Annotated in this window: 25 protein-coding genes; 5 read left to right on the top strand and 20 right to left on the bottom strand. The window is 67.6% G+C overall.

The annotated features are described in order from the left end of the window. Positions 1–29: 29 nt before the first annotated feature. The 3 genes from AC3ANX_RS07655 (at position 30) to rplL (ending at position 1756) form a co-directional block, all read left to right on the top strand. A complete protein-coding gene (locus tag AC3ANX_RS07655; protein ID WP_488336398.1) occupies positions 30–230 on the top strand; it encodes a hypothetical protein in 201 nt (66 codons plus the stop codon). 545 nt (positions 231–775) lie between these two features. Continuing rightward, positions 776–1303 carry a 50S ribosomal protein L10 gene (gene rplJ / locus AC3ANX_RS07650; protein ID WP_488336397.1) on the top strand — a complete coding sequence of 176 codons (528 nt, stop codon included), beginning with the start codon at positions 776–778 and terminating at the stop codon, positions 1301–1303. A gap of 69 nt (positions 1304–1372) precedes the next feature. Further along, on the top strand, positions 1373–1756 hold the full coding sequence (gene rplL, locus AC3ANX_RS07645) for a 50S ribosomal protein L7/L12 (protein WP_488336396.1): 384 nt from the start codon (positions 1373–1375) through the stop codon (positions 1754–1756). 377 nt (positions 1757–2133) lie between these two features. Here rplL and AC3ANX_RS07640 read toward each other — a convergent pair whose 3' ends face one another. From AC3ANX_RS07640 to AC3ANX_RS07585, 12 genes are all read right to left on the bottom strand, one after another. After that, positions 2134–2844 (bottom strand): Stf0 family sulfotransferase, encoded by a 711-nt coding sequence (locus tag AC3ANX_RS07640; protein ID WP_488336395.1) that lies wholly within the window; start codon positions 2842–2844, stop codon positions 2134–2136. A 348-nt stretch (positions 2845–3192) separates the two neighbouring features. Then, positions 3193–4626 carry an efflux transporter outer membrane subunit gene (locus AC3ANX_RS07635; RefSeq protein WP_488336394.1) on the bottom strand — a complete coding sequence of 478 codons (1434 nt, stop codon included), beginning with the start codon at positions 4624–4626 and terminating at the stop codon, positions 3193–3195. Next, a complete protein-coding gene (locus AC3ANX_RS07630) occupies positions 4623–5549 on the bottom strand; it encodes an efflux RND transporter periplasmic adaptor subunit (protein ID WP_488336393.1) in 927 nt (308 codons plus the stop codon). Before AC3ANX_RS07630 ends, AC3ANX_RS07635 begins: the two co-directional genes overlap by 4 nt. Next, a complete protein-coding gene (locus AC3ANX_RS07625; protein ID WP_488336392.1) occupies positions 5546–5761 on the bottom strand; it encodes a DUF1656 domain-containing protein in 216 nt (71 codons plus the stop codon). Before AC3ANX_RS07625 ends, AC3ANX_RS07630 begins: the two co-directional genes overlap by 4 nt. Continuing rightward, complete coding sequence (locus AC3ANX_RS07620) at positions 5758–7806, bottom strand: FUSC family protein (RefSeq protein ID WP_488336391.1); 2049 nt, start codon at positions 7804–7806, stop codon at positions 5758–5760. Before AC3ANX_RS07620 ends, AC3ANX_RS07625 begins: the two co-directional genes overlap by 4 nt. Then, positions 7803–8252, bottom strand: coding sequence for a MarR family transcriptional regulator (locus AC3ANX_RS07615; RefSeq protein ID WP_488336390.1), 450 nt, complete (start codon positions 8250–8252; stop codon positions 7803–7805). The genes AC3ANX_RS07620 and AC3ANX_RS07615 overlap by 4 nt, the downstream gene beginning before the upstream one ends. A gap of 76 nt (positions 8253–8328) precedes the next feature. Next, the gene (locus AC3ANX_RS07610; RefSeq protein ID WP_488336389.1) at positions 8329–8949 is read right to left on the bottom strand and encodes a glutathione S-transferase; all 621 of its coding nucleotides are present in this window, start codon (positions 8947–8949) and stop codon (positions 8329–8331) included. Then, positions 8946–9305: a ribonuclease HI gene (locus tag AC3ANX_RS07605; RefSeq protein ID WP_488336388.1), complete on the bottom strand. Its 360-nt coding sequence runs from the start codon at positions 9303–9305 to the stop codon at positions 8946–8948. The genes AC3ANX_RS07610 and AC3ANX_RS07605 overlap by 4 nt, the downstream gene beginning before the upstream one ends. A 148-nt stretch (positions 9306–9453) precedes the next feature. Further along, positions 9454–10839: a sensor histidine kinase gene (locus tag AC3ANX_RS07600; protein ID WP_488336387.1), complete on the bottom strand. Its 1386-nt coding sequence runs from the start codon at positions 10837–10839 to the stop codon at positions 9454–9456. Then, a complete protein-coding gene (locus tag AC3ANX_RS07595) occupies positions 10836–11951 on the bottom strand; it encodes a DUF2336 domain-containing protein (RefSeq protein WP_488336386.1) in 1116 nt (371 codons plus the stop codon). The genes AC3ANX_RS07600 and AC3ANX_RS07595 overlap by 4 nt, the downstream gene beginning before the upstream one ends. A 35-nt stretch (positions 11952–11986) precedes the next feature. Then, positions 11987–13144, bottom strand: coding sequence for a hypothetical protein (locus AC3ANX_RS07590; RefSeq protein ID WP_488336385.1), 1158 nt, complete (start codon positions 13142–13144; stop codon positions 11987–11989). A gap of 53 nt (positions 13145–13197) precedes the next feature. Further along, the gene (locus AC3ANX_RS07585; RefSeq protein WP_488336384.1) at positions 13198–13491 is read right to left on the bottom strand and encodes an Hpt domain-containing protein; all 294 of its coding nucleotides are present in this window, start codon (positions 13489–13491) and stop codon (positions 13198–13200) included. A gap of 82 nt (positions 13492–13573) precedes the next feature. Here AC3ANX_RS07585 and AC3ANX_RS07580 point away from each other — a divergent pair, with 82 nt between their 5' ends. Then, entirely contained in the window at positions 13574–15895 is a 2322-nt protein-coding gene (locus tag AC3ANX_RS07580) for a coiled-coil domain-containing protein (protein ID WP_488336383.1), read from the top strand. A gap of 95 nt (positions 15896–15990) precedes the next feature. Here the strand turns inward: AC3ANX_RS07580 and AC3ANX_RS07575 are convergent, their stop codons facing one another. The 5 genes from AC3ANX_RS07575 to panB form a co-directional block, all read right to left on the bottom strand. Next, a complete protein-coding gene (locus AC3ANX_RS07575; protein WP_488336382.1) occupies positions 15991–16398 on the bottom strand; it encodes an Hpt domain-containing protein in 408 nt (135 codons plus the stop codon). Between the two features lie 119 nt (positions 16399–16517). Next, entirely contained in the window at positions 16518–17879 is a 1362-nt protein-coding gene (gene der, locus AC3ANX_RS07570; RefSeq protein ID WP_488336381.1) for a ribosome biogenesis GTPase Der, read from the bottom strand. Positions 17880–17987: 108 nt separating this feature from the next. Continuing rightward, on the bottom strand, positions 17988–19376 hold the full coding sequence (locus tag AC3ANX_RS07565) for an outer membrane protein assembly factor BamB family protein (protein ID WP_488336380.1): 1389 nt from the start codon (positions 19374–19376) through the stop codon (positions 17988–17990). Further along, a complete protein-coding gene (locus AC3ANX_RS07560) occupies positions 19373–20071 on the bottom strand; it encodes a tetratricopeptide repeat protein (RefSeq protein ID WP_488336379.1) in 699 nt (232 codons plus the stop codon). Before AC3ANX_RS07560 ends, AC3ANX_RS07565 begins: the two co-directional genes overlap by 4 nt. Positions 20072–20135: 64 nt before the next feature. Next, positions 20136–20996, bottom strand: coding sequence for a 3-methyl-2-oxobutanoate hydroxymethyltransferase (panB, locus tag AC3ANX_RS07555; RefSeq protein WP_488336378.1), 861 nt, complete (start codon positions 20994–20996; stop codon positions 20136–20138). 410 nt (positions 20997–21406) lie between these two features. Here panB and AC3ANX_RS07550 point away from each other — a divergent pair, with 410 nt between their 5' ends. Continuing rightward, positions 21407–21541 carry an entericidin A/B family lipoprotein gene (locus AC3ANX_RS07550; RefSeq protein WP_488336377.1) on the top strand — a complete coding sequence of 45 codons (135 nt, stop codon included), beginning with the start codon at positions 21407–21409 and terminating at the stop codon, positions 21539–21541. 42 nt (positions 21542–21583) lie between these two features. Here AC3ANX_RS07550 and tatC read toward each other — a convergent pair whose 3' ends face one another. The 3 genes from tatC to AC3ANX_RS07535 are packed head-to-tail and all read right to left on the bottom strand — an operon-like array spanning position 21584 to position 23028. Further along, a complete protein-coding gene (gene tatC / locus AC3ANX_RS07545; RefSeq protein ID WP_488336376.1) occupies positions 21584–22357 on the bottom strand; it encodes a twin-arginine translocase subunit TatC in 774 nt (257 codons plus the stop codon). After that, the gene (gene tatB / locus AC3ANX_RS07540) at positions 22354–22773 is read right to left on the bottom strand and encodes a Sec-independent protein translocase protein TatB (protein WP_488336375.1); all 420 of its coding nucleotides are present in this window, start codon (positions 22771–22773) and stop codon (positions 22354–22356) included. Before tatB ends, tatC begins: the two co-directional genes overlap by 4 nt. A 24-nt stretch (positions 22774–22797) precedes the next feature. Beyond that, entirely contained in the window at positions 22798–23028 is a 231-nt protein-coding gene (locus AC3ANX_RS07535) for a twin-arginine translocase TatA/TatE family subunit (protein WP_488336374.1), read from the bottom strand. Positions 23029–23040 lie beyond the last annotated feature (12 nt).

The following is a 23040-nucleotide window of genomic DNA, read 5'->3' as shown; positions in this document are numbered from 1 at the left end:
CATCGGGCAAGCTGGCTATCGGCAGGCGGATGGCAGTCATCGCAACCATCATGAACACGGCCACCGGCCAGCCCATCCAGAAAATGACGTTCGGGCGCATGCCCAAGCCCTGGGCGTCGTTCAACCTCGCCACCGGCGAACTCGTCACCGCCGACCGGGTCGAGGTCGGCAAGCCCGCACCCGGCAAGTTCGTCGCGCCGGTATCGGTGTGGGTGACGGTGAAGGCGTGAGGTTAAGGGGCCGGTTGCCCCCGGCCCCTCCTCTCCTCACTCGCAGCCCGGCGCATTGGCGCGGGGCAATCCGAATCGATCGATAAACCGAAAGAAGCCCGACAGGTGAGTCGGGGAAGACCTTGCCTTCGTCTGTACGCGACACTTGCATAGAAATCCTTAGCTCCCGCCGCGTTTCGCCGATATTCAGGCACGGTCAGGCGCGGTCCGGCATGGCAACAGCCGCGCCACCGCGGTCGCACAACATGTGTTTGACTTTGGCGGGCGATCTTGTATTGGCGCGCTCTCTCCCGGCAGGCGCTCGCGTCCGCCGGGTCCGTCCGAGACAGTGGGTGCGCCGGATCTGCCGGTGCTTAATCTCCCGCCGAGACGGGGAATGGAATTTCGGCTTGGGGCTCTCGCCCTTTCGCCCTTCGGTCCGTCGCTCCTGTCGCCGGTCCACCCATCCCCATCGCTGGACAGCCCCCGGATGTGCGCGGCTGCAAGCCGTGCATCCCCGGGTCAACCGGCCCGTCGCTTGCGGCGGGTCCAACGTGGAGAATGGCATGGATCGTGCTCAAAAGACCGAGCTCGTCGCCGAGCTGAACCGCACTTTTGCCGAAGTCGGCGCGGTGATCGTCACCCGCAACCTCGGCATGACCGTCGCGCAGTCGACCAAACTGCGCAACGCGATGCGGGATGCCGGCGCGACCTACAAGGTCTCGAAGAACAAGCTTGCCAAGATCGCGCTGGACGGCACCGACTATACCGGTCTGGGCGACATGCTCACCGGTCCGGTCGGTCTCGCCACCTCCATCGATCCCGTCGCAGCCGCCAAGGTTGCGGTCGACTTCGCGAAGACGAACGACAAGTTCGAAATCGTGGGCGGATCGATGGGCGCGACCGTCCTCGACGTAGAAGGCGTGAAGGCGCTGGCGACCATGCCGTCGCTGGATGAACTGCGTGCCAAGATCATCGGCCTGCTCGTTGCCCCGGCAACCAAGCTCGCCACGATCACGCAGGCTCCGGCGGCGCAGCTCGCCCGCGTTCTCGCGGCTTATGCCGACAAGGACAAGGAAGGCGCGGACGCCTGATTTCAGGTTTCCGCTTCGAGATTTTCACACTGAACAGACCGGGGCGATGCCCCAAGATGGAGACTACACATGGCAGACCTGAACGCGCTCGTTGAGAGCCTGAGCGAACTGACCGTCCTCGAGGCCGCTGAGCTCTCGAAGATGCTCGAAGAGAAGTGGGGCGTTTCGGCCGCTGCGGCGGTTGCGGCAGCTCCGGCCGCTGGCGGCGCCGGCGGTGGCGCGGCTCCGGCTGCTGAAGAGCAGACCGAATTCGACGTCATCCTGACCGGCGACGGCGGCAAGAAGATCAACGTCATCAAGGAAGTCCGCGCGATCACCTCGCTCGGCCTGACCGAAGCCAAGACGCTGGTCGAGTCGGCTCCGAAGGCGATCAAGGAAGGCGTGTCGAAGGACGAGGCCGCCAAGATCAAGGCGCAGCTCGAAGCCGCCGGCGCGACCGTCGAGATCAAGTAAGCCGCAGCGGGGGATGCGGTTTGGCTCTGCCAAATCGCCCCTCCCGCAAGGCCGGCCGGCGCGGGCTTCAGCCCGCGTCCGACGGGATGCGCTTTGCCCATCCCGGCCTGCGGAAATGAAGGGGCGGCATCCGCGAGGGTGTCGCCCTTTTCTTGTGCGGGTGCGTTCAGCCGTTACGGCTGCCACGGCGTCGGATGACAGAAAGCGGTTCAAGGCCTTTCGGGATTTACAACGCCAAACCGGCCTCTCAACACGCTTGCGCCCGCACCGCACTACTCAATTAGCAGATGACTTCCGGTCTGACGCATCGACAAGGCCGTTGGCGATGGCGGCAAGGGGACCGGGCGCGAGGCATAGAAACAAAGAGGCCCCGCGCCTCAACTGTCCTCAAGGTAGATCCTTCGAAAATTTCCATTCGTGGCGTCGGATATTTTCCGAAGACCCGACGCGGCTTCCACAATACGTTCCGGTGAGAAGCGGACTCCGGCGATCTGCTCGGCTAAATCACCGAATGCTACCACCGGATTATCTACGAAGTCCTCATAATAAAGTAAGACTGGCTGCAATTCAGCCTTTTGGAACAGATGTTCCCAGCCTGCGTAGCAGCCTAAGGTGTGGTTCATCGAGTCCTTAAGCTTCCCGCGATCATAAAACACATGATTACGACGTTCACGTAGATCATCTGGCTCAGTGGAGTGCGCATAACCGCTCTCCATCATCATGAAGTGGGAAATGGCTTGACCCAAGATGTCGCGTCGTCTCAGAAAATACAGGATCGACGGCGCCAAGGCGGACTTAATATCGAGTATTGCTTGCACCGTTTCCGGAAGAACATCGTGCAGATTGCTCCACTGGATCGATATCCCGACGCTTGAAAAGCCATCGCGATGCGTGCTTTCCGAAAAGCAGTTCAAAAACTCTGTCATTCCCGCCGCCCGCGCGGCCCTTAACCGCTCTTGTTCCGGCGCACTGCCTCTTTCAAACTCCGTGAGCAGTTCCAAACCGTGCCCGATTCCTAATCGCCGCAAAGTATCGGCGATCCACGTTTTACCCGAACGCTGCACTGAACACAGAACGTAGTTTTTCAAATGTCCGAGCTCCGACAGGCTATGTCACGCAGATATCATCTTATCAGGATCTTCCGGTGAGGCAACTTCGCCAACAGCCAAGCTACTTAGAGTTACAATCGCACCAAATGCGAGCATTTACATCACCAGCATCACGTCCAACGTCAGTACGATTTCCTCCGAAACGGGAATAATCTTAAGCTGATCTTTACAATGTAGATATCCACTCGGGCGGCACATCATGGCGGCTAACGTCGCGCTCAGCTGCGCGGTTCCTTTGCCATCAGGTGGCGCGGGAGATAGCCGAAAGCTCAGCGCGAACGCTAAATGCGCAGTTCGCGAGCGTCATAGGTCAGGGGGCGCCACCCATCACTCCCCCGTCGGCACCGGCTCCGCCGTATCGGGCGTCCAGCCGCCGCCGAGTGCCAGGAACACATTGACCTGCGCATCGACCAGGGCCGCCTGCGCACTCGCCAGCGAAGCCTCCGCGCCCGCCAGCGTCGCCTGTGCGCTCAGCGTGTCGAGGAAGGTGCCGCGGCCGAAGCGGGTGAGCTTGTCGGCCTGCGCGACCGCTTTCGCCGCGCTGTCGCGGGCGCGGGTCAGGTCGGTCACCTGGTCGCGGGTGCGCGCATAGGCGGAGAGCGCCGTCTCGGTCTGGCGCAGGCTTTGCAGCACGGTGCCGTCGAACTGCGCGAGCGCGGCGTCGGCGGTGGCGCCGGCGGCGGCGATCTGCGCGCGCACGAGGATGCGGTTGGGGAACGTCCAGCTGATCAGCGGCCCGAGCGACAGGTTGAACGCATCGCCCACATGTAGCGGCGACAGCGGCCCGGTGAACCCGGCCGATCCACCGAGGCTGACCTGCGGATACAGGTTGGCGGTGGCGACGCCGATCTGCGCGGTCGCCGCGGCAAGGTTGCGTTCGGCCTGACGGATATCGGGGCGACGGCGGATCAACGCCGCACCATCTCCCACGGGCACGACGCTGCGCACCAGCGGCAGCTTCTGACACGCCTCCACCGCGCGCGGGTAGTCGGCGGGTGCGCGCCCGAGCAACGCGGCGAGTTCGAACAAAGAAGCCTGCCGCGCCGCGACCAGCGCGGGCAGAAGGGCGCGGCTCTGCTCGACCGCCGCCTGCGCGCGCGTCACGTCGAAAGCGGTGTAGCGCCCGCCCCGAAACAGTCGCTGCGTCGCGCCGAAGGTCTGCTGCTGCACGCCGATCACGCGGTTGGCGGCGGCGATCCGCACGTTGACGGTGCAGGTGGCGGCATAGGCGCGCGTCACCGCCGCCGCGACCGTCACGCGCACCTCGTCGCGCGCGGCCTCGGTCGCTTCCGCATCGTCGCGCGCGGCCTCGATCGTGCGGCGGATGCGGCCGGCGAGATCGAGCGGATAGGACAGGCTACCGCCGAGATCGTAGCCGACCTGCCCCGGCAGCCCTTCGCCCGTCCCATATGGCCGCGCGAGCGTTGCGCCGCCGGAGAGCGTGGTCTGCACGGTACGCCCCGCCTCCGCCTCGCGCACGACGGCGGTCGCGGCGCGGAGGTTGGCGTCGGCCGCGCGCAGATCGGTGTTCGCGGCCAGCCCCTCCGTGACGAGGCTGTCGAGCAGCGCATCGTCATAGAGCCGCCACCAATGATCGGGCAGCGGCGCGGCGGTGAACGCCTTGTCGCGCGCGCCGAGGAACGCGCCGTTGGCGGCGGGTGCCTTGGCGGCGGCACCCTCGGGCAGGTGGTAATCGGGGCCGGCGGTGCAGGCGGACAGCGCCGCCGCGAGCATCGCCGCCGGAACGAAGCGCTTGCTCATCGCGCGGCCACCGGCGTCGGTGTGGCGCGCGGGTGCGCGACCGCGGGCGGCGGCGGCGCGATCGTCACCGTGGCGGTGCGGCCGGAGATCAGCCGCAGATCGGCGGGCACGCGGTCGATCCTGACGCGCACCGGGATGCGTTGGGCGAGCCGCACCCAGGAGAAGGTGGCGTTGACGCTCGGCAGGAGGTTGCTGGTGTCGGTGCGCTCGCTGTCGCTGATGCCGGCGGCGATGCTCTCGACATGGCCGTCGAACACGCGCGGATCGCCCATCAGCCGCACCTTGGCGGCCGCGCCGGGATGTACGCCGCCGAGCTTGGTTTCCTCGAAATACGCCTCCACGCGCAGCGAGTCGGCATCGACCAGCGCCAGCGCCTGCTGCCCCGCCGCGACGTAATCGCCCGGGTGAAGATCGAGGTTGGTAATCGTGCCGTTCACGCTCGCGCGGACCTGCGTACGCGCGAGGTTGAGCCGCGCGGTGTCGGCCTGCGCCTCCGCCTCGGCAAGCGCGGCGGCGGCGGTGGAGACCTTGGCGACGTTCTGTTCGTGCGATTCGGCGGCGACGAGATCGCCGAGTGCCACGTCGCGCGCGGCCTCGCGCCGGTTCTGCGCGAGCGTGGCGCGTGCGCTCGCGATCGAGGCCTGCGCCTGTTCGAGCGCGAGCGCGTAGCGCGGGCGATCGACCACGAACAGCAGGTCGCCGGCATGGACGATCTGGTTGTCGCGCACCGCCACGCTGGTGATGAGACCGCCCACGTCGGGCGTCACGCGCACCACGTCGGCGCGCACGCGGCCGTCGCGCGTCCAGGGATCGACCTCGTAGCGGTGCCACAGCCAGACCGCGACGAGCAGCGCGACGAGGACCAGCAGCAGCGTCGCGGTCAGGCGGCCGGCAGGGGCGAGATAACGACTCCAACGATTCACAGCGCAACTCCAGGGGGCGCGAAGGCGAGCACAAGCCCGCCAAGGATGAGGATGTAGATCGCCACGTCGACCAGCGGCCGATAGGCGAAGATGCGATACAGGCCGACCAGCGCGACCAGCCGGGATGCGAGCGCGGTCAGCACCGCCGCCGCGATGGCCAGCAGCAGCAGACCGGGCACGAACACGCCGAACAGGCTCACCTCCCCCGTCATGCCGCCACCTCCGTCCTATAGCCGGGCGCGGCGGGGAACAGGTTGCGGCGCAGGCTGGTGAGCGCGAGCAACGCGTTGCGGCGCTCGTCGGGCACTGGGTCGGCGGCGAAGGCGGTCATCGCCGTGTCGATCGCGGCGAGGAGTTCGGGGTCGTCGACGGTCGGCTTGTCGAGCGATCGCGCGCGGTAATGTTCGCTCACCCGCGCGAGTACCGGGCCGACGATGCTGCGGCCGAAATCGTCCGCCGCCAGCCTGACCCGCCGCAGCCCCGCGACCGAGATGCCGACGCGCAGATCGACCAGCACGTCGAACAGCGGACGGCCGGGGTCCTGCCCACGCGCGACGAGACGCGGCGCGAGCAGGCCGATCCGGTCGAGCATCTTGCTCACCCAGCCGATCTCGTCCGGCTCGCCGGGCAGGACGCTGCGGCGAGCGAGGTCGCGCCAGCCCGCGCGGATCAGCCGTGCGCTGCTCTGTTCGGCACCGACGGTCTGGAACAACCCGACCGTCACCACCGCGAAGGCGGTGCCGACCAACTGCGCGAGCGCCCCGTTCGCAAAGGTCGCGAAATCACCCTCATAAGCGGCGTTGAGCCCGATCAGATTGGCAAGCCCGAGCAAGGCGCCGAGCGTGATGAGATTGTACTTGGGGATGGCCAGCAACGCGCCCAGCAGCAGGAACATCGGCGCAAGCACGGCCGCGACCGTCACATAATCGGTCACGCGCGGCAGGATCGCGAACACATAGAGAGCAGCGATGCACACGCCGACGATCGATCCCCACAGGAAGGTGCGGATCGCGGGTGCGGGATCGTCGCTGTTGCCGAACAGCGCGCAGCACACCCCCGCGATCAGCACGGCGCCGGCACCCTCGGGCCAGCCGCTCTCGATCCAGAACAAACAGCCGATTACCATCGTCGCGACCGTGCCCCAGGCGGCACGCAGCGCGACGAGACGGTCGCGGTGGAAGGTGCGGCTCGACGCGGTGCGCAGCGCCTCTGCCACCACCGGCGTCACGGCGGCACGGCTCGGCGAGCGGATCTGGTCGCGCAGGTCGCGCACCGCGCGGTGCGACTGGATGAGGTCGGCCAGCCGCGAGGCGAGGCTGAGGATCAGCGCGTCACGCCACGCGAGCGGCGCTTCGACCGAAGGCTCCTCCGCGCGCACATCTGCGATCAGCGCCTCGACCAGCACGCCACGCTCGACATAGGAGACCGCTGGCATCGCCAGCCACGCGCAGGTTCGCTGGATTAGGATCGCCAGCCGTTCGGGCACGCCGCCGTTGGCCTGGAGTTCGGCGATACGGTCCTCCACCGCGCTGGCGAGCGGCAGCAACAGCGAGAGCTGGTCCTGAAGCGCGCGTACGGTGCGCACGCGGGGCAGGAAGCGCGCGGTATCGAAGGGCAGATGCGTGGAAAGCTGGTGGAGTTCGTTGACATCGAGCGCGAGCCGACGCCGCTCGCGCCGCACCACCTCGTCCGGCGCACCGGTCAGCGCGTCGCGCGACCAGCGCTCGACATCGCCGATGATCGCATCGATCCGCGTGAACAACAGCCCCGTCACCGAACGCGGGAAGACGAGCGCATGGACCAGGCTGCCGCACAGGATGCCGAGCGAGATTTCCTCGACGCGCAGGATCGAAGTCTGGAAGATCTGCCCGGGCGCGGCGACGCTCGGGAAGCCGATGATCGAAGCGGTATAGCCCGCGAGCAGGAAGACGTAGCTGCGCGGCGTGCGATCCTGAAGCGAGATGAACAGGCACAAGCCAAGCCACAAAGCGAGCGCGAGCGACAGCAGTTCGGGCGCGTTGACGAGGTTGGGCACCAGCACCACCGCCGCGGTCGCGCCGAGCGCGGTGCCGAGCAGCCGGAACACCGCCTTGGAGATGACCGCGCCGGCGAGCGGCTGCGCGACGATGTACGAGGTGCTGACCGCCCAATACGGCCGCGTCAGCCCGATCTTCAGCGCGAGATAATAGGCCAGCATCGCCGCGACGAAACACTTCGCGGAGAACAGCGCGATATCGAAGCCGTAGCGGTCGTTCATCGGTCGCTTTCGGCGGCGGCTGCCGCACTGAACTTCTCCAGCACGGCGGCGGTGGCGGCAAGCGTTTCCGTATCGAACCCGGCGAGGATGCGGTGGCGAAGTGCGGCGAGGGAGCGTTCGCTTTCCGCGACGATCGGCGCGGCGCGCTCGGTAAGCGCGAGCCGCTTGGTACGGCGGTCGTGCTCGTCGGGCGTACGCGTGACGAGCCCCTGCTCGATCAGTTGGTCGAGCAACCGCACCAGCGAGGGCGCGGCGATCTCGGTCGCCTCGGCAAGATCAGTGAGCCGGGCATCGTCGCCAAGCCGCCCAAGGTGCGTCAGCACCCATGCGGTTGCGGCCGACAGGCCTTGCCCGTCAAGCGCCTCGTCCGCCAGCTTGCGCCACACTCGCGCGAGCGGAAGCAGGCGGCCGGCAATCTGCGCCTCGAATGTTGTTCGCTCAGACATCATTAGCTTGCTAATTATTCATTGGCAGCGATTCGGCAAGAGGCGAACAGAAGCATTTTCGCGACGATTCGCTTCTTTATAGGCGGATCGGCGCGTCTCCGGCGCGCCATGGCGCACGTCTCACCATCGCCTGCGCGAACAGCGGCGCGGCGCACTGGCGGTCGAGCCATGCCCGCGTCCGTTCGAGCGGTTGCGCATCGAACCACGTCGGCTCCACGCCTGCGAACTGCCGCACGAACGGAAAGACCGCCACATCGGCGAGCGCGCGCGTGTCGCGGCACAGGTTGGCGTGCATGGCCAGCCGCGCCTCCAGCGTCTCGAGCCAGGCGAGCCCGGCGGCGCGATGCGCCTGAGGATCGCCATCGTGCCGGTCGGGATATTTGTAGCGGTCGAGATGGTGTTTGAACGCGCCATCGTTGGCGGCGATCAGCGCGGCGTCGTCCCCGCCCAACCAATCCTCGGGATCATGGCGGGCGAGCGCCCAGCGCAGGATATCGAGGCTCTGGTCGATCACGCGCCCGTCCGCCAGCACCAGCACCGGCACGGTCGCCTTGGCCGACGCCGCGATCAGTTCGCGCGGCTTGTCGCGCAGCACGACCTCGCGCAGTTCGCACGCCGTTCCCGAGACGATCAGCCCCATCCGCGCGCGCATCGCATAGGGGCAGCGGCGGAAGCTGTAGAGGATCGGCAGCGTCATCGCGCCAACCGCGAGAGCGCGATGCCGGCGAGGTTCTGGGTGCGCTTCACATGCCGCACGCGCAGCCGCAGCCCGGCGGCAGCCGCAACGAGGGCGGTGGCGTGCCCGGGTGCGGCCCGCCCCGCCAGCGCGGCGTTCGCTTGGCCGACGATCGCCAGCGAATCGCCGAGCAGCACCGCCTCGTTCAGCCCGAGCGCGCGTGCCTCCGCCACCGCGCGCAGCAGCGCCAGCCATTCGGCGTCGTGGCTCGATCCGGTGCCAAGTTCACGCTCGATCGAGACGACGCCGCGCGCGACAACGGCGATCTCCATCGCGCCGGGATTGGGCCGGCAGCCGCCATCAAAGAAGATCTTCATGCGCGCCGGCTACAGCGGTTCGCCACACCGCCGCAACGCCACCCGGCGCCGTTCGTCCCGAGCCAAGTCGAGAAACTGGGCATAGCGCGGGTGCCTCGACTTCGCTCGGCACGAACGGGATGGCCTAGCAACCGCTTTCGACCGCGAGTCAAACCGCGGCGGGGGTCTGCACCGGCAGCGTCAGCACGAAGCGCGCGCCCTGGCCCGGCGCGCTGTCGACCGCTATGTCGCCCCCCATCGCCCGCGCCAGCCGCCGCGCGATATAGAGGCCGAGGCCGCTGCCGCCGGGTTCGCGCGGATCGACCCGTTCGAACTTCTCGAAAATGCGCGCCTGATCTTCCAGCGCGATGCCCTTGCCCTGATCGGCGACGATGATCGCGGCGAGATCGCCCTCGCGCTCGGCGCGGACCCAGATCACGCCCCCCTCGGGCGAATAGCGCACCGCATTGCCGATCAGGTTGACGAGGATCTGCAACACGCGCCGGAACTCGCCAAGCGCGGGCAAGGTCTCGCCGAGCGTGGGTTTGTCGATCCGCACCTTCATGTCCGACGCGCGCACCGCGAGCAGCCCGGCGGCGCGGCGGGCGAGATCGGCGAGGTCGATCGCCTCGACCGCGACCTTGAAATCCACGCGTTCGATCGCCTGCAAATCGACCAGATCGTCGACCAGCCCCATCAGGTGCCGCGCGGCACTGGCGATATCGGCGGCGTAATCGGCGTAATCCTGCCGCAGCGGACCTTCGGACTGCGCGTTGATGCTGTCGGCATTGGCGATGATCCGCCCCAGCGGCGAGCGCAGCGCCGAATCGAGCCGCACAGCGAACGCGCCGCTTGCATCGTCGATCGTGTGGTTGCCCGGCGCGGGCGCAGGCTCCGCCCGTTCGACCGTCACCGCGCCGATGAAGCCCGCGAAATCGCCGCGTGCGTCGCTGCGCGGACGTGCGGCGAGCCGCACAGCCTCGCCGGTGGCGCGCAAGGTCGCGGGTTGATCCTCGAACCGCTCGCGCAAAGCGAGGCCGCCGAGGATCGGGAAGCCGCCATGCTTGTCCTCGCCGAGCGCGAACAGCCCGGTGAGCGGCGCGCCGAGCAGCACGTCCGCATCGAAGCCGTGACGCACGCCGATATCAGGAGTGAGGAACGTCAGCCGCAACGCCGAATCGGTTTCCCAATGCCAGTCGGCATCGCCGGTAAGTATCGCGTGATCGCTCGCGCCGATCGTATCGGGCGCGGTCCACGCCGCGCGGTCCGCCCAGCCGGTGATGGTGAGCGACACGCCCGCCGCGACCGGCTCGGCGCGCACCCACAGGTCGAGATCGCCAGCCCCGTCCGCCGCGACGATCCCGCGCGAGACGAGGATGCCGAGCCGCTGCGCCAGCCGCGCCAGCCGGGCGAGCTGCGGCACCGCGACGGGCTCACCCAGCGCACCGCCCGCACGCGCGTTGAGATCGTGCAGCCGCTGATCGGCCTCGACCAGCCGTCCGCCCTGATCGACCAGACCGCGCACCAGCGGCAACACGGGTTCCTGCGCGTTCATGCCTTCACCCCCCGCGCGATGGCGAGTACGGCGGCGCGATACTCGGGATGGAGCAGCAAGGGCGCGATCGCTCCGCGCGCCTGTTCCGGCGGGATCGCAACGATCGCGTCCAGCGAGTCGGCAAACTGTTCGACGTCGCGACGCGGATCGGCCTCGCACAGCGCCAGCCCGACCCGCGCGACGGCGGCACGGTCGAGTTCGAGCGCGCGCAGCACCAGCCACAGCCGCTCGGCATCGGGATCGAGCACGATGTCGCGCATGTCGCCATAATGCAGCCCGAGCGCATGGCCGAGCAGCGCGATGAACAGCGACAGCCGCTGGTCCGCCAGCGCCTCGGCGAGGAGGGCGGCGAGTTCCTCCGCACGCGGATCGAGCGCCACCGCGAGCCGGGTGGCGGCGGCCTCCAGCCGGTCGCCCTCGTCATGCGCGGCGATGCTGCGTTGCGCCGATTCGGCAAGCGCCCGGTCGAGCGGTTCGCTGGTGGCGGCGCCTTCGGGCGCGGCGGCTTCGCGCAGGGTGGCTGCGACCCACCACACCAGCCGCTGCTGGATCGCGGCGGGTAGATCGGTGCGCGTGGTGGCGCCGGCCACCAGCGGCGCCTTGCGGCGGTTTTCGGTAGCGAGCAACGCGACCGCTCCGGTCGCCACGACATGATCGGGGTGGCGCGACAACCGGGCGAGCAGGCTCGGCTGATCCAAACCGCCGCTGCGTTCGATCGGCAGCGCATCGGCGATCAGTCCTTGCCGCACCCGGCCGATCAACTCGTGCATCACCGCCGGATCGCGCATAAGCCCGGCCGCGAGCAACCGATCGAGCGCGATGCTCCCGCCCCCGCCGACCGCGGCCGCCATCGTCGCCAGCCCGCGCGAAGCGAGCAGCCGTGCGGCATGCGCGCGAATCGCCGCCTCGATCGCGCCGACCAACGCCTCGATCGTGCGGGCGAGCCCGGCGCGGACGCGATCGTCGAGTCGGCCATCGCCGGGGAGGAAGAAGTCGTCGATCGCGGTGGCGAGCCGCCGATCCGCACGCAGATCCGCCGCCGCCGCGCGGGCGAGCAACGCATGGGCGGTCGCTGGGCCGCCAAAATCCGGATCGCGATCGCTGATCGACATGCCAGCACGTTTAGAGCGGTATCGTTAAAAGCCGCCTAAGGCTTTTCGATCAGCGTCTCAATCGCGGCGGCAAGCGTTCCGGCCGCATACAGGCCCACAAAACCAAGCCCGGCGAGCGGCAATCCGACGATCGCGAACGGCAGCATCACGATCGGCGCGGCGGTCAGGCTCGACCACCAGCGGCGCGGCCACGCCGCCAGCGCGACGCGGTCGACCAGTACGCCCAGCACGACCGCCACTGTCGCCAGCGCCCAGCCAAGCGCGGCGCCGCTCGCATCCCCGACCGCCAGCACGCTCGCCGCCCCCAGCACGGGCGATCCGTGCGCGAGGATGCGCGCGGGCAGCGCCTCGTCGCGCAACCACGCGAGCGTATGTCCAGTGGTGGCAAGCAGCATCGCCACCACGGTGACGACGAGCCCGACGATCGTCCAGCCATGCACCACCAAACCGAGCCCGATCAGCCCGGCGAGTCCCGCTCCAAGGCTGAACGCCCAACTCGGCGCGCCGCGCGCGAGCAGCGGCGGCAGCGCCAACCGCGCGGGAACAGCCGTCGCGTAACGGTCCGCCCAGCGCTCGGGCTGCGCCATCAGCGTGACGACGATGGCATTGCCCCAACGCGCCAGCGCCTGCGATTCGCGCTCGATACCGTGAGTCGCCTCCGCCGCCTTGGGCAGCCGGATCTGCTTGGCGCCGGCCTGTGCGACGATGCGCAACAGCGTCGACTGGAAATCGTAATCGCGCGGCATCGCCGCCACGTCCTTGATCCGCGCGACGTCGATCAGCGCGAGCCCGGCCCAGTTGGTCGCCACGCCGATCCGCTCGAACTGCGCGTCTTCGCCTGTCACCAGCAGCGCATCGCTGCGTTCGGCCGAGACCAGCGCCATCGTGTCCCCGGTCGTGACCAGTCCGTCCGCGACCACCAGCACGCGCGCGAGCGGATGAAGTTGCTCGACTGCCTCGACCGCGGTGCGCACCGCATCGACCGACACGCCGCGCCGCCCGATCCGGCTGATCGCGCCGAGCAGCCCCGGCGTCATCCGCGCCACCGCCAGCACGATCTGCGTCGCGCCGGCCGCGATGAGCAGCCGCGCCTGGAACTCGATCAGCGTGAGCCCGCCGAACGGCAGCGTCTCCGCCAGCGTCCCCGCGCGATCATCGGCATCTTCGGTAGCAAAAATCAGGCCCGCTAGCATCGGGAGCCTTTAAGCGTTGCGCTTCGCAAAGCAAAGCGCTTGCAAGCGTTCGGTTAGAGCCGCTCCACCGCGCGGCGCAGGCGGCGCACCATCGCCGGATCCAGCGGCTGCGCTTCCGCCGCCTCCCCCGCCATCGCCATCAGCCGAATCGCGCCGAAGCTGGCGGCGAGTCCCTTCAGCCGACTGGCGGCGAGGCGCCATTCTTCGGGCCGTCGCGCGGCGTCGAGCAGGTCGAGCGCGCGGTTCGCGCTGTCGAGGAATGCACCCCGCAGTTCGGCGATCAGCGCGGGTTCGTCGCCGACTGCCGCTGCGAGCGTTGCATCGATTGCACCGGGATCATAAGCCATATCGTGCCGATACGCCCGGCCGCGTTAAGGCAAGGTTTCGCAATTCGCTTCCCGCCGCCGCAAATCGTGGTAAACAAACGCCATGAACGGGGGTTCTCGCATCATCGATCTCCGCCCGGGTGCGGAAGATCCGTCCAGCAGCGAACGCGCGGACACGACCGACTATAACGCCGAATCGGCCACGGAGCCGGTGCCCGAATTCACCGACGACTTGCTGAGCTTCGACGAATCGGACGAAGCGCCGCGCCGCAGCTACGCGTGGATCGCGCCGACGCTGGGCGGCTTGGTGTCGCTCGGCTGGATCGGCGGAATGCTCGCGGTTTCGTGGCCGACGCTCGCCACCGCGCCGCCGATGGCGATCACCCTGTTCGTCGGCGCGTTGTGTGTGCCGCCCGCGCTGATCGGCGTGCTGTTGCTGCTGGGCCTGCGCACCAGCCGCGCCGAAGCGTCGCGTTTCGCGGGCACCGCGCGGGCGATGCGTGCGGAAGCCGCCTATCTCGAACGCACGATCGCGGTGCTGTCGCGCAAGATCGAGGACAATCGCCAGCAGCTTTCCGATCAGGCGCTGGCGATGACCGCGCTCGGCGAAACTGCCACCGCGCGACTCGGCAGCATCGGCAGCGGCATCGGCGCGGAGATCCAGCGCGCGGAGGAGAATGCCCGCGCCCTCGCCGCTCTGTCGGGCAGCACCCGCGTCGAACTCGAAACGCTGGTGGCGATGCTGCCACGCGCGGGCGAGGATACCGCCAACCTCACCGAACAGCTCCAGAATGCCGCCATCGCCGCCAGTGAAGGCGCGACCGCGCTCGACGTGCAACTGTCCGCGCTCGCGGAACGGGGGCGTGAGGCCGATCATATCGCCGGGGGTGCCGCGCAGAAGCTCGCCGCCAATCTGATGCGGATGAAGGCCACCAGCGAATCGGCGGCGGCGCGGCTCGAACAGGTGAGCGCGGACATGTCGGTGTCGGTCGATGCGCTGCTCGACCGCACGGCCAGCGCGGTGGACGAAGCGCGCAAGGGCATCACCGCGCAGGGCGAGGCGATGCTGGCGATGCTCGGCACCAATCAGGCCGCGCTCGATCACGCCGCGCGCGACAGTGCCGAGACGCTTGCCGAACGGATCGCGACGATCGAAACTTTGATCGACCGCATCTCCGCGCGGCTCGCGACGCAGGGCGAGGCGACCAGCGAGGTGGTCGAGATGCTCGGCGCGGGTGTCGACCACCTGTCGGGCGAGTTCGATTCGTTCCACACCCGCCACGCCGCGCGTGCGCAGGAACTCGCGGTATCCATGGAGGCGCTGCGCGTTTCGGCGGAGGGGATGACGGACACGATCCGCACTGGCGACCAGATCGCATCGACCACGATCGCGACTACCGAGCGGCTGCTGACCGCGCTCGATTCGGCGACGCGCGAGATCGACGAGACCATTCCCGCCGCCCTCTCCCGCCTCGATGCGCGCATCGTATCGAGCCGCGCGATCGTCGGCGATGCCAAGCCTGAGTTGCTCGCGCTCGTCACCGCCGCCGAAAGCACGCACGACGCGATCGAAGCGATCGCAGCGGTCGTGTCGAACCAGCGCGACCAGGTCGAGAAGCTCGCGGGCACCTTGCAGGACACGCTCGCCGCCAGCACCGAAAAGGCGGCGGCGCTGGGGTCGTCGGTCGATGATACGGTCGCGCAGGCGCACCGCTTCTCCGAAACCGCCGCCCCGCGATTGGTCGAAGCGCTACTGCGCGTGCGCGATACCGCCAATGCGGCCGCCGCCAGCGCGCGCGAGACGCTCGCCGACGTCATCCCAGAGGCAGCGGCGGCCCTCGAAACCGCCGCGTCCGATGCGATGCAGCGCGCCGCATCGGCGACGCTGGAACTGCACCTCACCGCGATCGGCGAAGCGGCCGAAGCGGCGGCGGACGTGGCGGACCGCGTTGCGGAGCGGCTCACCGGTCAGATCGCGACGATCAGCCAGGCCAGCGCGATCGTCGAGAACCGCATCGAGCAGGCGCGCGTCGAGCGCGGCAAGGCGGAGGAGGACAGTTTCGCGCGCCGCGTCTCGCTGCTGATCGAAGCACTGAACTCGGCGTCGATCGACATCGCCAAGACCTTCTCGACCGAGGTCGCCGACAGCGCCTGGGCCGCCTATCTGCGTGGTGATCGCGGCGTGTTCACTCGCCGCGCGGTGCGGTTGCTCGATGCGGGCGAAGCGCGCGAGATCGCGCATCTCTACGACGACGACGACCGCTTCCGCGAACACGTCAACCGCTACATCCACGATTTCGAGGCGATGTTGCGCGCGATCCTGGCGCAGCGTGACGGTTCGCCGCTCGGCGTGACGTTGCTGTCGTCGGACATGGGCAAATTGTACGTGGCGCTTGCGCAGGCGATCGAACGACTGCGGAGCTAGAACACGCGTCGCCCCGGCGCAGGCCGGGGCCGCTATCTAATTTGGCGAGTGGCCCGCGCCTCACGCAGCGCCCCGGCCTGCGCCGGGGCGACGCGTTACGCGACCCGCCGCCCGAACCCGCCACGCCGCTCGACCAGCGGATTGGCCTCGCGCTCCAGCATCGCCAGCGTGCGTTCGAACAGCGGGCGCAGGCCCACCACCAACGTCATCGCTTCTTCAGGCGTGTCGCGGCTTTCGACGCAATCGCGCGCGATCGTCTCGATCCGCTCCGCCAGCAGCCCGAGCGGCTCGGCTCCGAACTGGCGCGATTCGCCCTTCAGCGTGTGCGCCGGAATGACCATCTGCGCCGCATTCTGCGCGCGCATCGCCGTTTCAATCGCAGCGACCGATTTCACGCCATCCTCGCGGAAATAGCCAAGAATTCGGACGAACCCCGCGCCCAATTCGCTGCGCGAACGTGCGAATGCCGTCCAGTCGACAAGGTCCCGATCGTCGAGCGCCACCGTATATCTCCTCCATCGCGATCATGAGCGACCGAGATAGTTATAGACGATCTTCTACGCGCCCCCAGTAAACGAGACGTTGACGCGACATGCTTAGCGCCGCGTCAACCATCGCGCAGCTACCGGTCGAACGGGTTCTTCGGCGCGCGCAGCGTCAGCCGGACCGGCACCGCGCCAAAGCCAAGATCGCGCCGTATCCCATTGATTAGATAGCGTTGATAGCTCATCGGCAATTGATCGACGCGCGTGCCGAACAGCACGAAGCCGGGCGGGCGCGTCTTCGCCTGGGTAAGATACCGGAGCTTGATGCGCTTGCCGCCGGGTGCGGGCGGCGGGTTGGCGTCGACCGCCTTTTCGAACCAGCGGTTGAGCTCGCCCGTGCCGACCCGGCGCGACCATGCCTCGCGCGTCTCGAACGCGACCTGGATCAGCGTGTCGATGCCCTTGCCGGTCGCCGCCGAGACGGTGAGCACCGGCAGGCCCTTGACCTGGCTGAGCCCCTCTTCGAGCGCGCCGCGGATGCCGTTGAACAGGCTGCTGGCATTCTCCGCCACGTCCCATTTGTTGATCGCGACGACGAGCGCGCGGCCCTCCTGAAGCGCGGTATCGGCGATGCGCAGATCCTGCGCCTCAAGCCCGCGCGTCGCATCGAGCAGCAGCACCACCACTTCGGCGAAGTCGATCGCGTGGAGCGCGTCGGCGACCGACAGTTTCTCGAGCTTGTCCTGCACCAGCGCCTTCTTGCGCATGCCGGCGGTGTCGATCAGGCGGACCGGGCGTCCCTGCCACGACCAGTCGATCGCGATAGAATCGCGGGTGATACCCGCTTCCGGCCCGGTGATGAGCCGATCCTCGCCAAGCATCGTGTTGATGAGCGTAGATTTGCCCGCGTTGGGACGGCCGATGATCGCCAGCTTGAGCGGCGCGTCATTGTCGAATTCGCCATCCTCATTGTCTTGGTCGGCGGGTGCGTCCTCGTCGCGTTCGATGTGCGGGAGCAGCGCCTCGAACAACTCGCCCATGCCCTCGCCATGTTCGGCGGAAAGCTCGACCGGATCGCCAAAGCCGAGCGCGAGCGCCTCGATGATGCCCGCCTCGGCTGCGCGCCCTTCGGCCTTGTTGGCGACGAGCACGATCGGCGTGGTCGATCCGCGCAGCCACCGCGCGATCTCCTCATCCAGCGGCACCACGCCGGCGCGCGCATCGACCAGGAACAAAGCGACATCGGCCTGCGCGACCGCCGCCTCGGTCTGCTGACGCATGCGACCGGGCAGCGATGCGGCGTCCTGATCCTCGTAGCCGGCGGTGTCGATCACGCGGAAATCGAGACCGATCAGCGTGGCGTCGCCCTCGCGGCGATCACGCGTGACGCCGGGACGATCGTCGACCAGCGCGAGCTTCTTGCCGACGAGGCGGTTGAACAGAGTCGACTTACCGACATTGGGCCGGCCGATAATCGCGACCACGGGAAGATTAGGCATCGTGCTCCCTTACGGGAAGCGCGACGCTTCGTCACCCCTTAGGCTTACACCCAGTCCGTTCGTGTCGAACGGGGAAAGCTTTGCGCCCGTCCACACGCGCGCAAGCCGTCACTTATACGCGATCACATGCCCCTTCTGGTCGAGCACATACAGCGTCGAATTGGCCACGATCGGCGGCAGCGTGAAGCTCTGCTTGGCGTTGATCGAGGAGATCACCTTGCCGGTCTCCGGCGCGGCCGAGACGATCTGGCCGAGCGAGTTGGTCAGAACGAGACGACCGCCCGCCAGCACCGGGCCGAACCAGGTGATCGGGTTCTTGTGCTTTTCCTTCTTCTTCTTTTTCTTCTTGCCGCCCTTGTCCGCATCGTCGGCGACGATCTTGTCGCTCTTATAATGCTGGAGCTGAGCGATCCACCGCACCTTGCCGGTCGCGCGCGCAAGGCAGACCAGGCGCGCATCGTCGGTGACGAGGAACAGCCACTCGCCCGCCACCCACGGCGTCGAGATGCCCGCGAAGTTCTGCTCCCACTGGCGCTGGCCCGAGACGATCTCGAGCGCGACGGTGCGACCGCCCTGCCCGACCGCAAACACCGTGCCACGGTCGATCACCGGGTCGGCATCGATATCGGCAAGCGACGACACAGAGGTCGACACGCTCGAACGCGACAGCGCGTCCTGCCACAGCGTGCGGCCGTTCTCGTAGCGGTAGGCGGTCAGTTCGCCCGAGGAGAAGCCAGCGATCACGGTGCCCTGCGCCACCGCAGGCGCCGCCACCCCGAACACGCCCTGCGTTTCGAGCGAGCCCGATCCCGACCACACGATCGAGCCATCCGCTTGCGACAGCGCATAGAGCTGATTGTCTTGGCTCAGCACATACAATTGGCCGAGCGCAACGGTCGGCGCGTTGCGCAAGGGACCGCCCGGCTTGACGCGCCACAGTTCCTTGCCGTCCTTAGCATCGAACGCGACGACATCACCGAGCCCGTCAGTCGCGAAGACCTTGCCATCGTCAAAGCTCGCGCCGCCGCCGAAGCGTGCGCCGCGATTGCTCTTCTTCGAATCCTTGGCGATATCCGCCGTCCACAGCTTGGCGCCGGTCTTGGCGTCGAAGGCGTGGATGGTCGCATCGACATCGACCGCGAACAGCTTGCCGTCGGCGACGATCGGCGCGGAGCCGAGCCGCTGCCGGTTGGAGCCGCCGTCGATCTGCGCGGTCCACGCGCGCGACAGCGACGTGCCGAGCGCGAGCTGGCCGAGCGACTTGGCAGCGCTTCCGCCGGGCTGCGCCCAGGCGTCGTTGGCGGTCGCCTCGGGCAGCGAGACCTGCACGTCGGCGATGGTCTTGTCGGCATCGGCCGCGCTCTCGGAGGCGAGGATCGGGATGCGCTCGCCAAGCGTCGGCGTCTTGTGCCGCCCGCCGCTCTTGAAGGCGGCGCAGCCGCTCAGCGCGAGCGACGCGGAAGCCGCCGCGGCGACCATTGCAGTCCGTCTGTTCATTTGGCCTTCTTGTCCTCAACCTGGTCGACGGCATCCACACCGAGCATGCCGCTCATCTGTACGGCACGCTGGCGGATCGTGCCGGGTACGTCGTTATTGCGCGCGATCTGGGCGAACAACGGCCCCGCCAGATCCGGCTTATTCATCTGCAAATAGGCCATCGCCACCAGTTCGCCCGCGCTGCCGAACCACGGGCTCGTCGGCCGGGCGAGATCGCGCAGCCGGCTGACGACGACATCGGGCTTGAGGCTGTCGAACTCCGCGCTGGTCTGGCGGATCAGCGCGAGATCGCGGAACGGCTGCGCCACACCGCTATCGGCGGCGATCGCGGCGAACATCTTGGCGGCGGCGGGAAGATCGTTCTTCTCGAGCAGCAGATCGGCCTGGGTGAACTTGGCGAGCGCGCGGTAGCCGGGTTCGCCTGCGGTGGCGAGATCAGCAAGCGGCTTGTCCGCGCCGGGCGTCTTGGCGGCGATGCCGTCGTACACCTTCTGCAAGGTCTCCGCCTTCTCGCCCGCCACCGATTGCTGATGGCCGCGCCACAGCAGGAAGCCGCCGAACGCGATCAGCCCGGCAACGAGCGCGACGATCGCGATGCGTCCATAGCGCTGCCACGCGCCCGCAAGCTGATCGCGACGCAGCTCCTCATCGACTTCGCGCAGGAATGCGGCATCGGTATTCGGCGTAACGGCCAACGCAAAGCTCCATCAGGCGGAAAAGCGCAAGCCTTAGCTGGCCGCGCCCACAAGGGGAAGTCGTTCAATCCTTCGGCAGATACGTCTGTTCGACACCGGGAAAATCCCGCGATCGGACATCGCGCGCATAGGTCTCAACCGCGGCGGAAATGCGGCCGGCCATGTCGTCGAACTTCTTCACGAACCGTGCGGTACGATCGAACAGGCCAAGCATGTCCTCGGTGACGAGCACCTGCCCGTCGCACTGTGCCGATGCACCGATACCGATCACCGGACACGCCACCTCCGCGGTCACGGCGCGAGCGATCGGCTCGAGCACGCCCTCCGCGACGATCGCGAACGCGCCGGCTTCGGCGATCGCGCGCGCATCGGCGAGGATCTTGGCCTCCTCCGCCGCGCTCCGCCCGCGTGCGCCATAGCCGCCGAGCGCGTTGACCGCCTGCGGGGTGAGGCCGATGTGCCCCATCACAGGTATGCCCCGTTCCGACAGGAACGCCACCGTCGGTGCCATCGCGACCCCGCCTTCGAGCTTCACCGCCGCCGCGCCCGTTTCCGCCATGATCCGCGACGCCGATGCGAACGCCGCCTGCGGGCTCGCCTCGTAGCTGCCGAACGGCATGTCGATGACGACGACCGCGTGGTAGCTGCCACGCACCACCGCCGCGCCATGCGCGCACATCATGTCGAGCGTGACCGGCAACGTCGAGGGCAGACCATAGATCACCTGACCGAGACTGTCCCCCACCAGCAAAAGATCGCAATGCGGGTCGAGCAATTGCGCCATCCGTACGGTATAGGCGGTGAGCATCACCAGCGGCTCGCCACCCTTGCGCCTGCGGATCGCGGGCACCGTCAGCCGCTTCATCGGTGCCGGCGTCGGGTTCGCGCGGCTGGTGGCGGTGTCGATCGTGAAGGTCGTGGACATGCGCGTGTCCATACGCGAGCCGGAACCGCCATGCCAGCGCGTTGACGCAAACGGCGCATCGCCTCGGGCCGCAGACGCCGGGGCGAGGTGCTGCGGCTGATCTTCAACGACGACGGGAAAGCGATTCAGAAAATTCGCTTTTCTTGCAAACGGCGCGGAACCTGATCGGAAAAGCGACGTTTTACTCCTCGGATAGCGACTTTATGCCCCCCCGCTCTCGCTATCCAGAACATGGGTCCGGACGCACTACCCTCCCCCCCCCCCGGTAGTGCCTCCGGACCCAAATTCGTTTGGGCATCTTTCATCATAGCCACTGATCACGATCTCGTTGCCGATGCGGAACGGAGCGTCGCTTCGATCATTCTTGTGTGACGAAGGCGTTTCCTTCGCTCAGCTCAGGAGATAAACGAATGCGTAAGCTCGTCGGATTGGCGCTGGTCGCCGGTGCATTGCTCGTCAGCGCGTGCAACACGATCGAAGGCGCCGGCAAGGACGTCAGTTCGGCCGGCAACACTGTCGCAAAGACGGCTGACAGCGCCAAGTAACCAGGCTGCGTCACCCCGGCCGCGCCGGGGTGACGCCAGCGTTCAGGCAGCGACCTCGGCTGCGGCCGAGCCCCGCCGCTTTTCGGTGAACCAGATCGCGATCAGCGCGAGTTCATAGAGCAGCACCAGCGGCACCGCGAGCATCACCATCGAGCCCGCATCAGGCGGAGCCAGCACGAGCGCCACCGCGAAACAGCCGACGATCGCATAACGCCGCCCGCCGACGAGCTGCTTCCGCGTGACGATCCCCGCCCGCTCCAGCAGCATCAGCACGACCGGCATCAGGAAGGCGATACCGAACGCGAACAGGAACTGCATCACGAAATCGAGATATTTGTCGACCGCCGGCAGCGCGGTCTGCTCGATCCCGCCGACATTGCCCTGATAGCTGAGCAGGAAGTGCAGCGCCGTCGGCACCGCGACGAAATAGGCCATCGCTGCCCCCGTCGCGAACAGGAACGGCGTCGCGATCAGGAACGGCAGCAGCGCACGCTTTTCCTTGCGGTAGAGACCGGGCGAGACGAACTGCCACAACTGGTTGGCGATCACGGGAAAGGCGACCATCAGCCCGGCGAACAGCCCGACCTTGAGCTGGACGAAGAACGCCTCGAACAGCCCGGTGTAGTAAATCCGCTTCTGCCCGGCCTGGATCAGCGGGTGAACCAGAAACCCGAAGATCGGCTCGGCGAAGTACAGGCATATCCCGAACGCAACCGCGAGCGCGGCAAGGCTGTAAAGCAACCGCCTGCGCAACTCGACGATATGGTCGAGCAACGGCGCACGCGACGCATCGAGTTCATCGACGGGCGCGTTCACGACGCCGCCTTGTCCGGGTCAGCGTGCGCGATCGGTGCCGCCTCCGCAGGTGTCACCACCGGATGCTCGACATAGATCGGCGGTCCATCCTCGCTAAAGTGCCGTTCGCTATCCGGCAGCGCAGCCATCGCCGCCGGCGCTTCGAGCGCGGGCTGGGATGACGATTCGATCGCGGGCGTGGGCGGATGCTCGCGCATGATGCGCTCGTTCTCCGCCGCCCACTTCTTCTCCATCTCGTGAAGTTCCGCCTCGCGCACCATCGTGTCGAAGCCGCTGCGGAACTGGTTGGCGACGCCGCGCATCCGGCCGACCCAGTAACCGGCCACACGCATGGCCTTGGGCAGATCCTTGGGCGGGATGACGACGATCGCCACCGTCCCGAGGATCAGCAGCTCCATGGGCTGAATATCGAACATGTACGGGCAGAACCTTCGCGAAAATCAGCGCTCTTCGCGAACCTTCTCGCCGTTCACGTCGAACGCCGGCTCGGCCGCCGCCTTCGCTTCGATACGGCTGGCGGGACGCGGCTCGTCTTCCTCGGCCATGCCCTTCTTGAACGATTTGATGCCCTTGGCGACATCGCCCATCATGCTCGAAAAGCGGCCGCCACCCAGCACCAGGATCGCCAGAACGCCGAAAATGAGCCAATGAATCGGACTACCGAAACCCATCACGTTTCTCCT

The sequence above is a fragment of the Sphingomonas sp. BRN-1R genome, assembly GCF_057748035.1.
Note: the sequence above shows the minus strand (reverse complement) of the source record. Positions and strands in the feature narration are given on the sequence as shown.

Bases quoted from the DNA above. Each gene is read 5' to 3' on its own strand.
- AC3ANX_RS07565 (WP_488336380.1), bottom strand. From the start codon at position 19,376: ATGAACAGACGGACTGCAATGGTCGCCGCGGCGGCTTCCGCGTCGCTC.
- AC3ANX_RS07635 (WP_488336394.1), bottom strand. From the start codon at position 4,626: ATGAGCAAGCGCTTCGTTCCGGCGGCGATGCTCGCGGCGGCGCTGTCC.
- AC3ANX_RS07610 (WP_488336389.1), bottom strand. From the start codon at position 8,949: ATGACGCTGCCGATCCTCTACAGCTTCCGCCGCTGCCCCTATGCGATG.
- AC3ANX_RS07595 (WP_488336386.1), bottom strand. From the start codon at position 11,951: ATGTCGATCAGCGATCGCGATCCGGATTTTGGCGGCCCAGCGACCGCC.
- AC3ANX_RS07580 (WP_488336383.1), top strand. From the start codon at position 13,574: ATGAACGGGGGTTCTCGCATCATCGATCTCCGCCCGGGTGCGGAAGAT.
- rplJ (WP_488336397.1), top strand. From the start codon at position 776: ATGGATCGTGCTCAAAAGACCGAGCTCGTCGCCGAGCTGAACCGCACT.
- AC3ANX_RS07600 (WP_488336387.1), bottom strand. From the start codon at position 10,839: ATGAACGCGCAGGAACCCGTGTTGCCGCTGGTGCGCGGTCTGGTCGAT.
- AC3ANX_RS07620 (WP_488336391.1), bottom strand. From the start codon at position 7,806: ATGAACGACCGCTACGGCTTCGATATCGCGCTGTTCTCCGCGAAGTGT.
- AC3ANX_RS07615 (WP_488336390.1), bottom strand. From the start codon at position 8,252: ATGTCTGAGCGAACAACATTCGAGGCGCAGATTGCCGGCCGCCTGCTT.
- AC3ANX_RS07625 (WP_488336392.1), bottom strand. From the start codon at position 5,761: ATGACGGGGGAGGTGAGCCTGTTCGGCGTGTTCGTGCCCGGTCTGCTG.
- AC3ANX_RS07605 (WP_488336388.1), bottom strand. From the start codon at position 9,305: ATGAAGATCTTCTTTGATGGCGGCTGCCGGCCCAATCCCGGCGCGATG.
- tatB (WP_488336375.1), bottom strand. From the start codon at position 22,773: ATGTTCGATATTCAGCCCATGGAGCTGCTGATCCTCGGGACGGTGGCG.
- AC3ANX_RS07535 (WP_488336374.1), bottom strand. From the start codon at position 23,028: ATGGGTTTCGGTAGTCCGATTCATTGGCTCATTTTCGGCGTTCTGGCG.
- AC3ANX_RS07655 (WP_488336398.1), top strand. From the start codon at position 30: ATGGCAGTCATCGCAACCATCATGAACACGGCCACCGGCCAGCCCATC.
- AC3ANX_RS07550 (WP_488336377.1), top strand. From the start codon at position 21,407: ATGCGTAAGCTCGTCGGATTGGCGCTGGTCGCCGGTGCATTGCTCGTC.
- panB (WP_488336378.1), bottom strand. From the start codon at position 20,996: ATGTCCACGACCTTCACGATCGACACCGCCACCAGCCGCGCGAACCCG.
- der (WP_488336381.1), bottom strand. From the start codon at position 17,879: ATGCCTAATCTTCCCGTGGTCGCGATTATCGGCCGGCCCAATGTCGGT.
- AC3ANX_RS07590 (WP_488336385.1), bottom strand. From the start codon at position 13,144: ATGCTAGCGGGCCTGATTTTTGCTACCGAAGATGCCGATGATCGCGCG.
- AC3ANX_RS07585 (WP_488336384.1), bottom strand. From the start codon at position 13,491: ATGGCTTATGATCCCGGTGCAATCGATGCAACGCTCGCAGCGGCAGTC.
- rplL (WP_488336396.1), top strand. From the start codon at position 1,373: ATGGCAGACCTGAACGCGCTCGTTGAGAGCCTGAGCGAACTGACCGTC.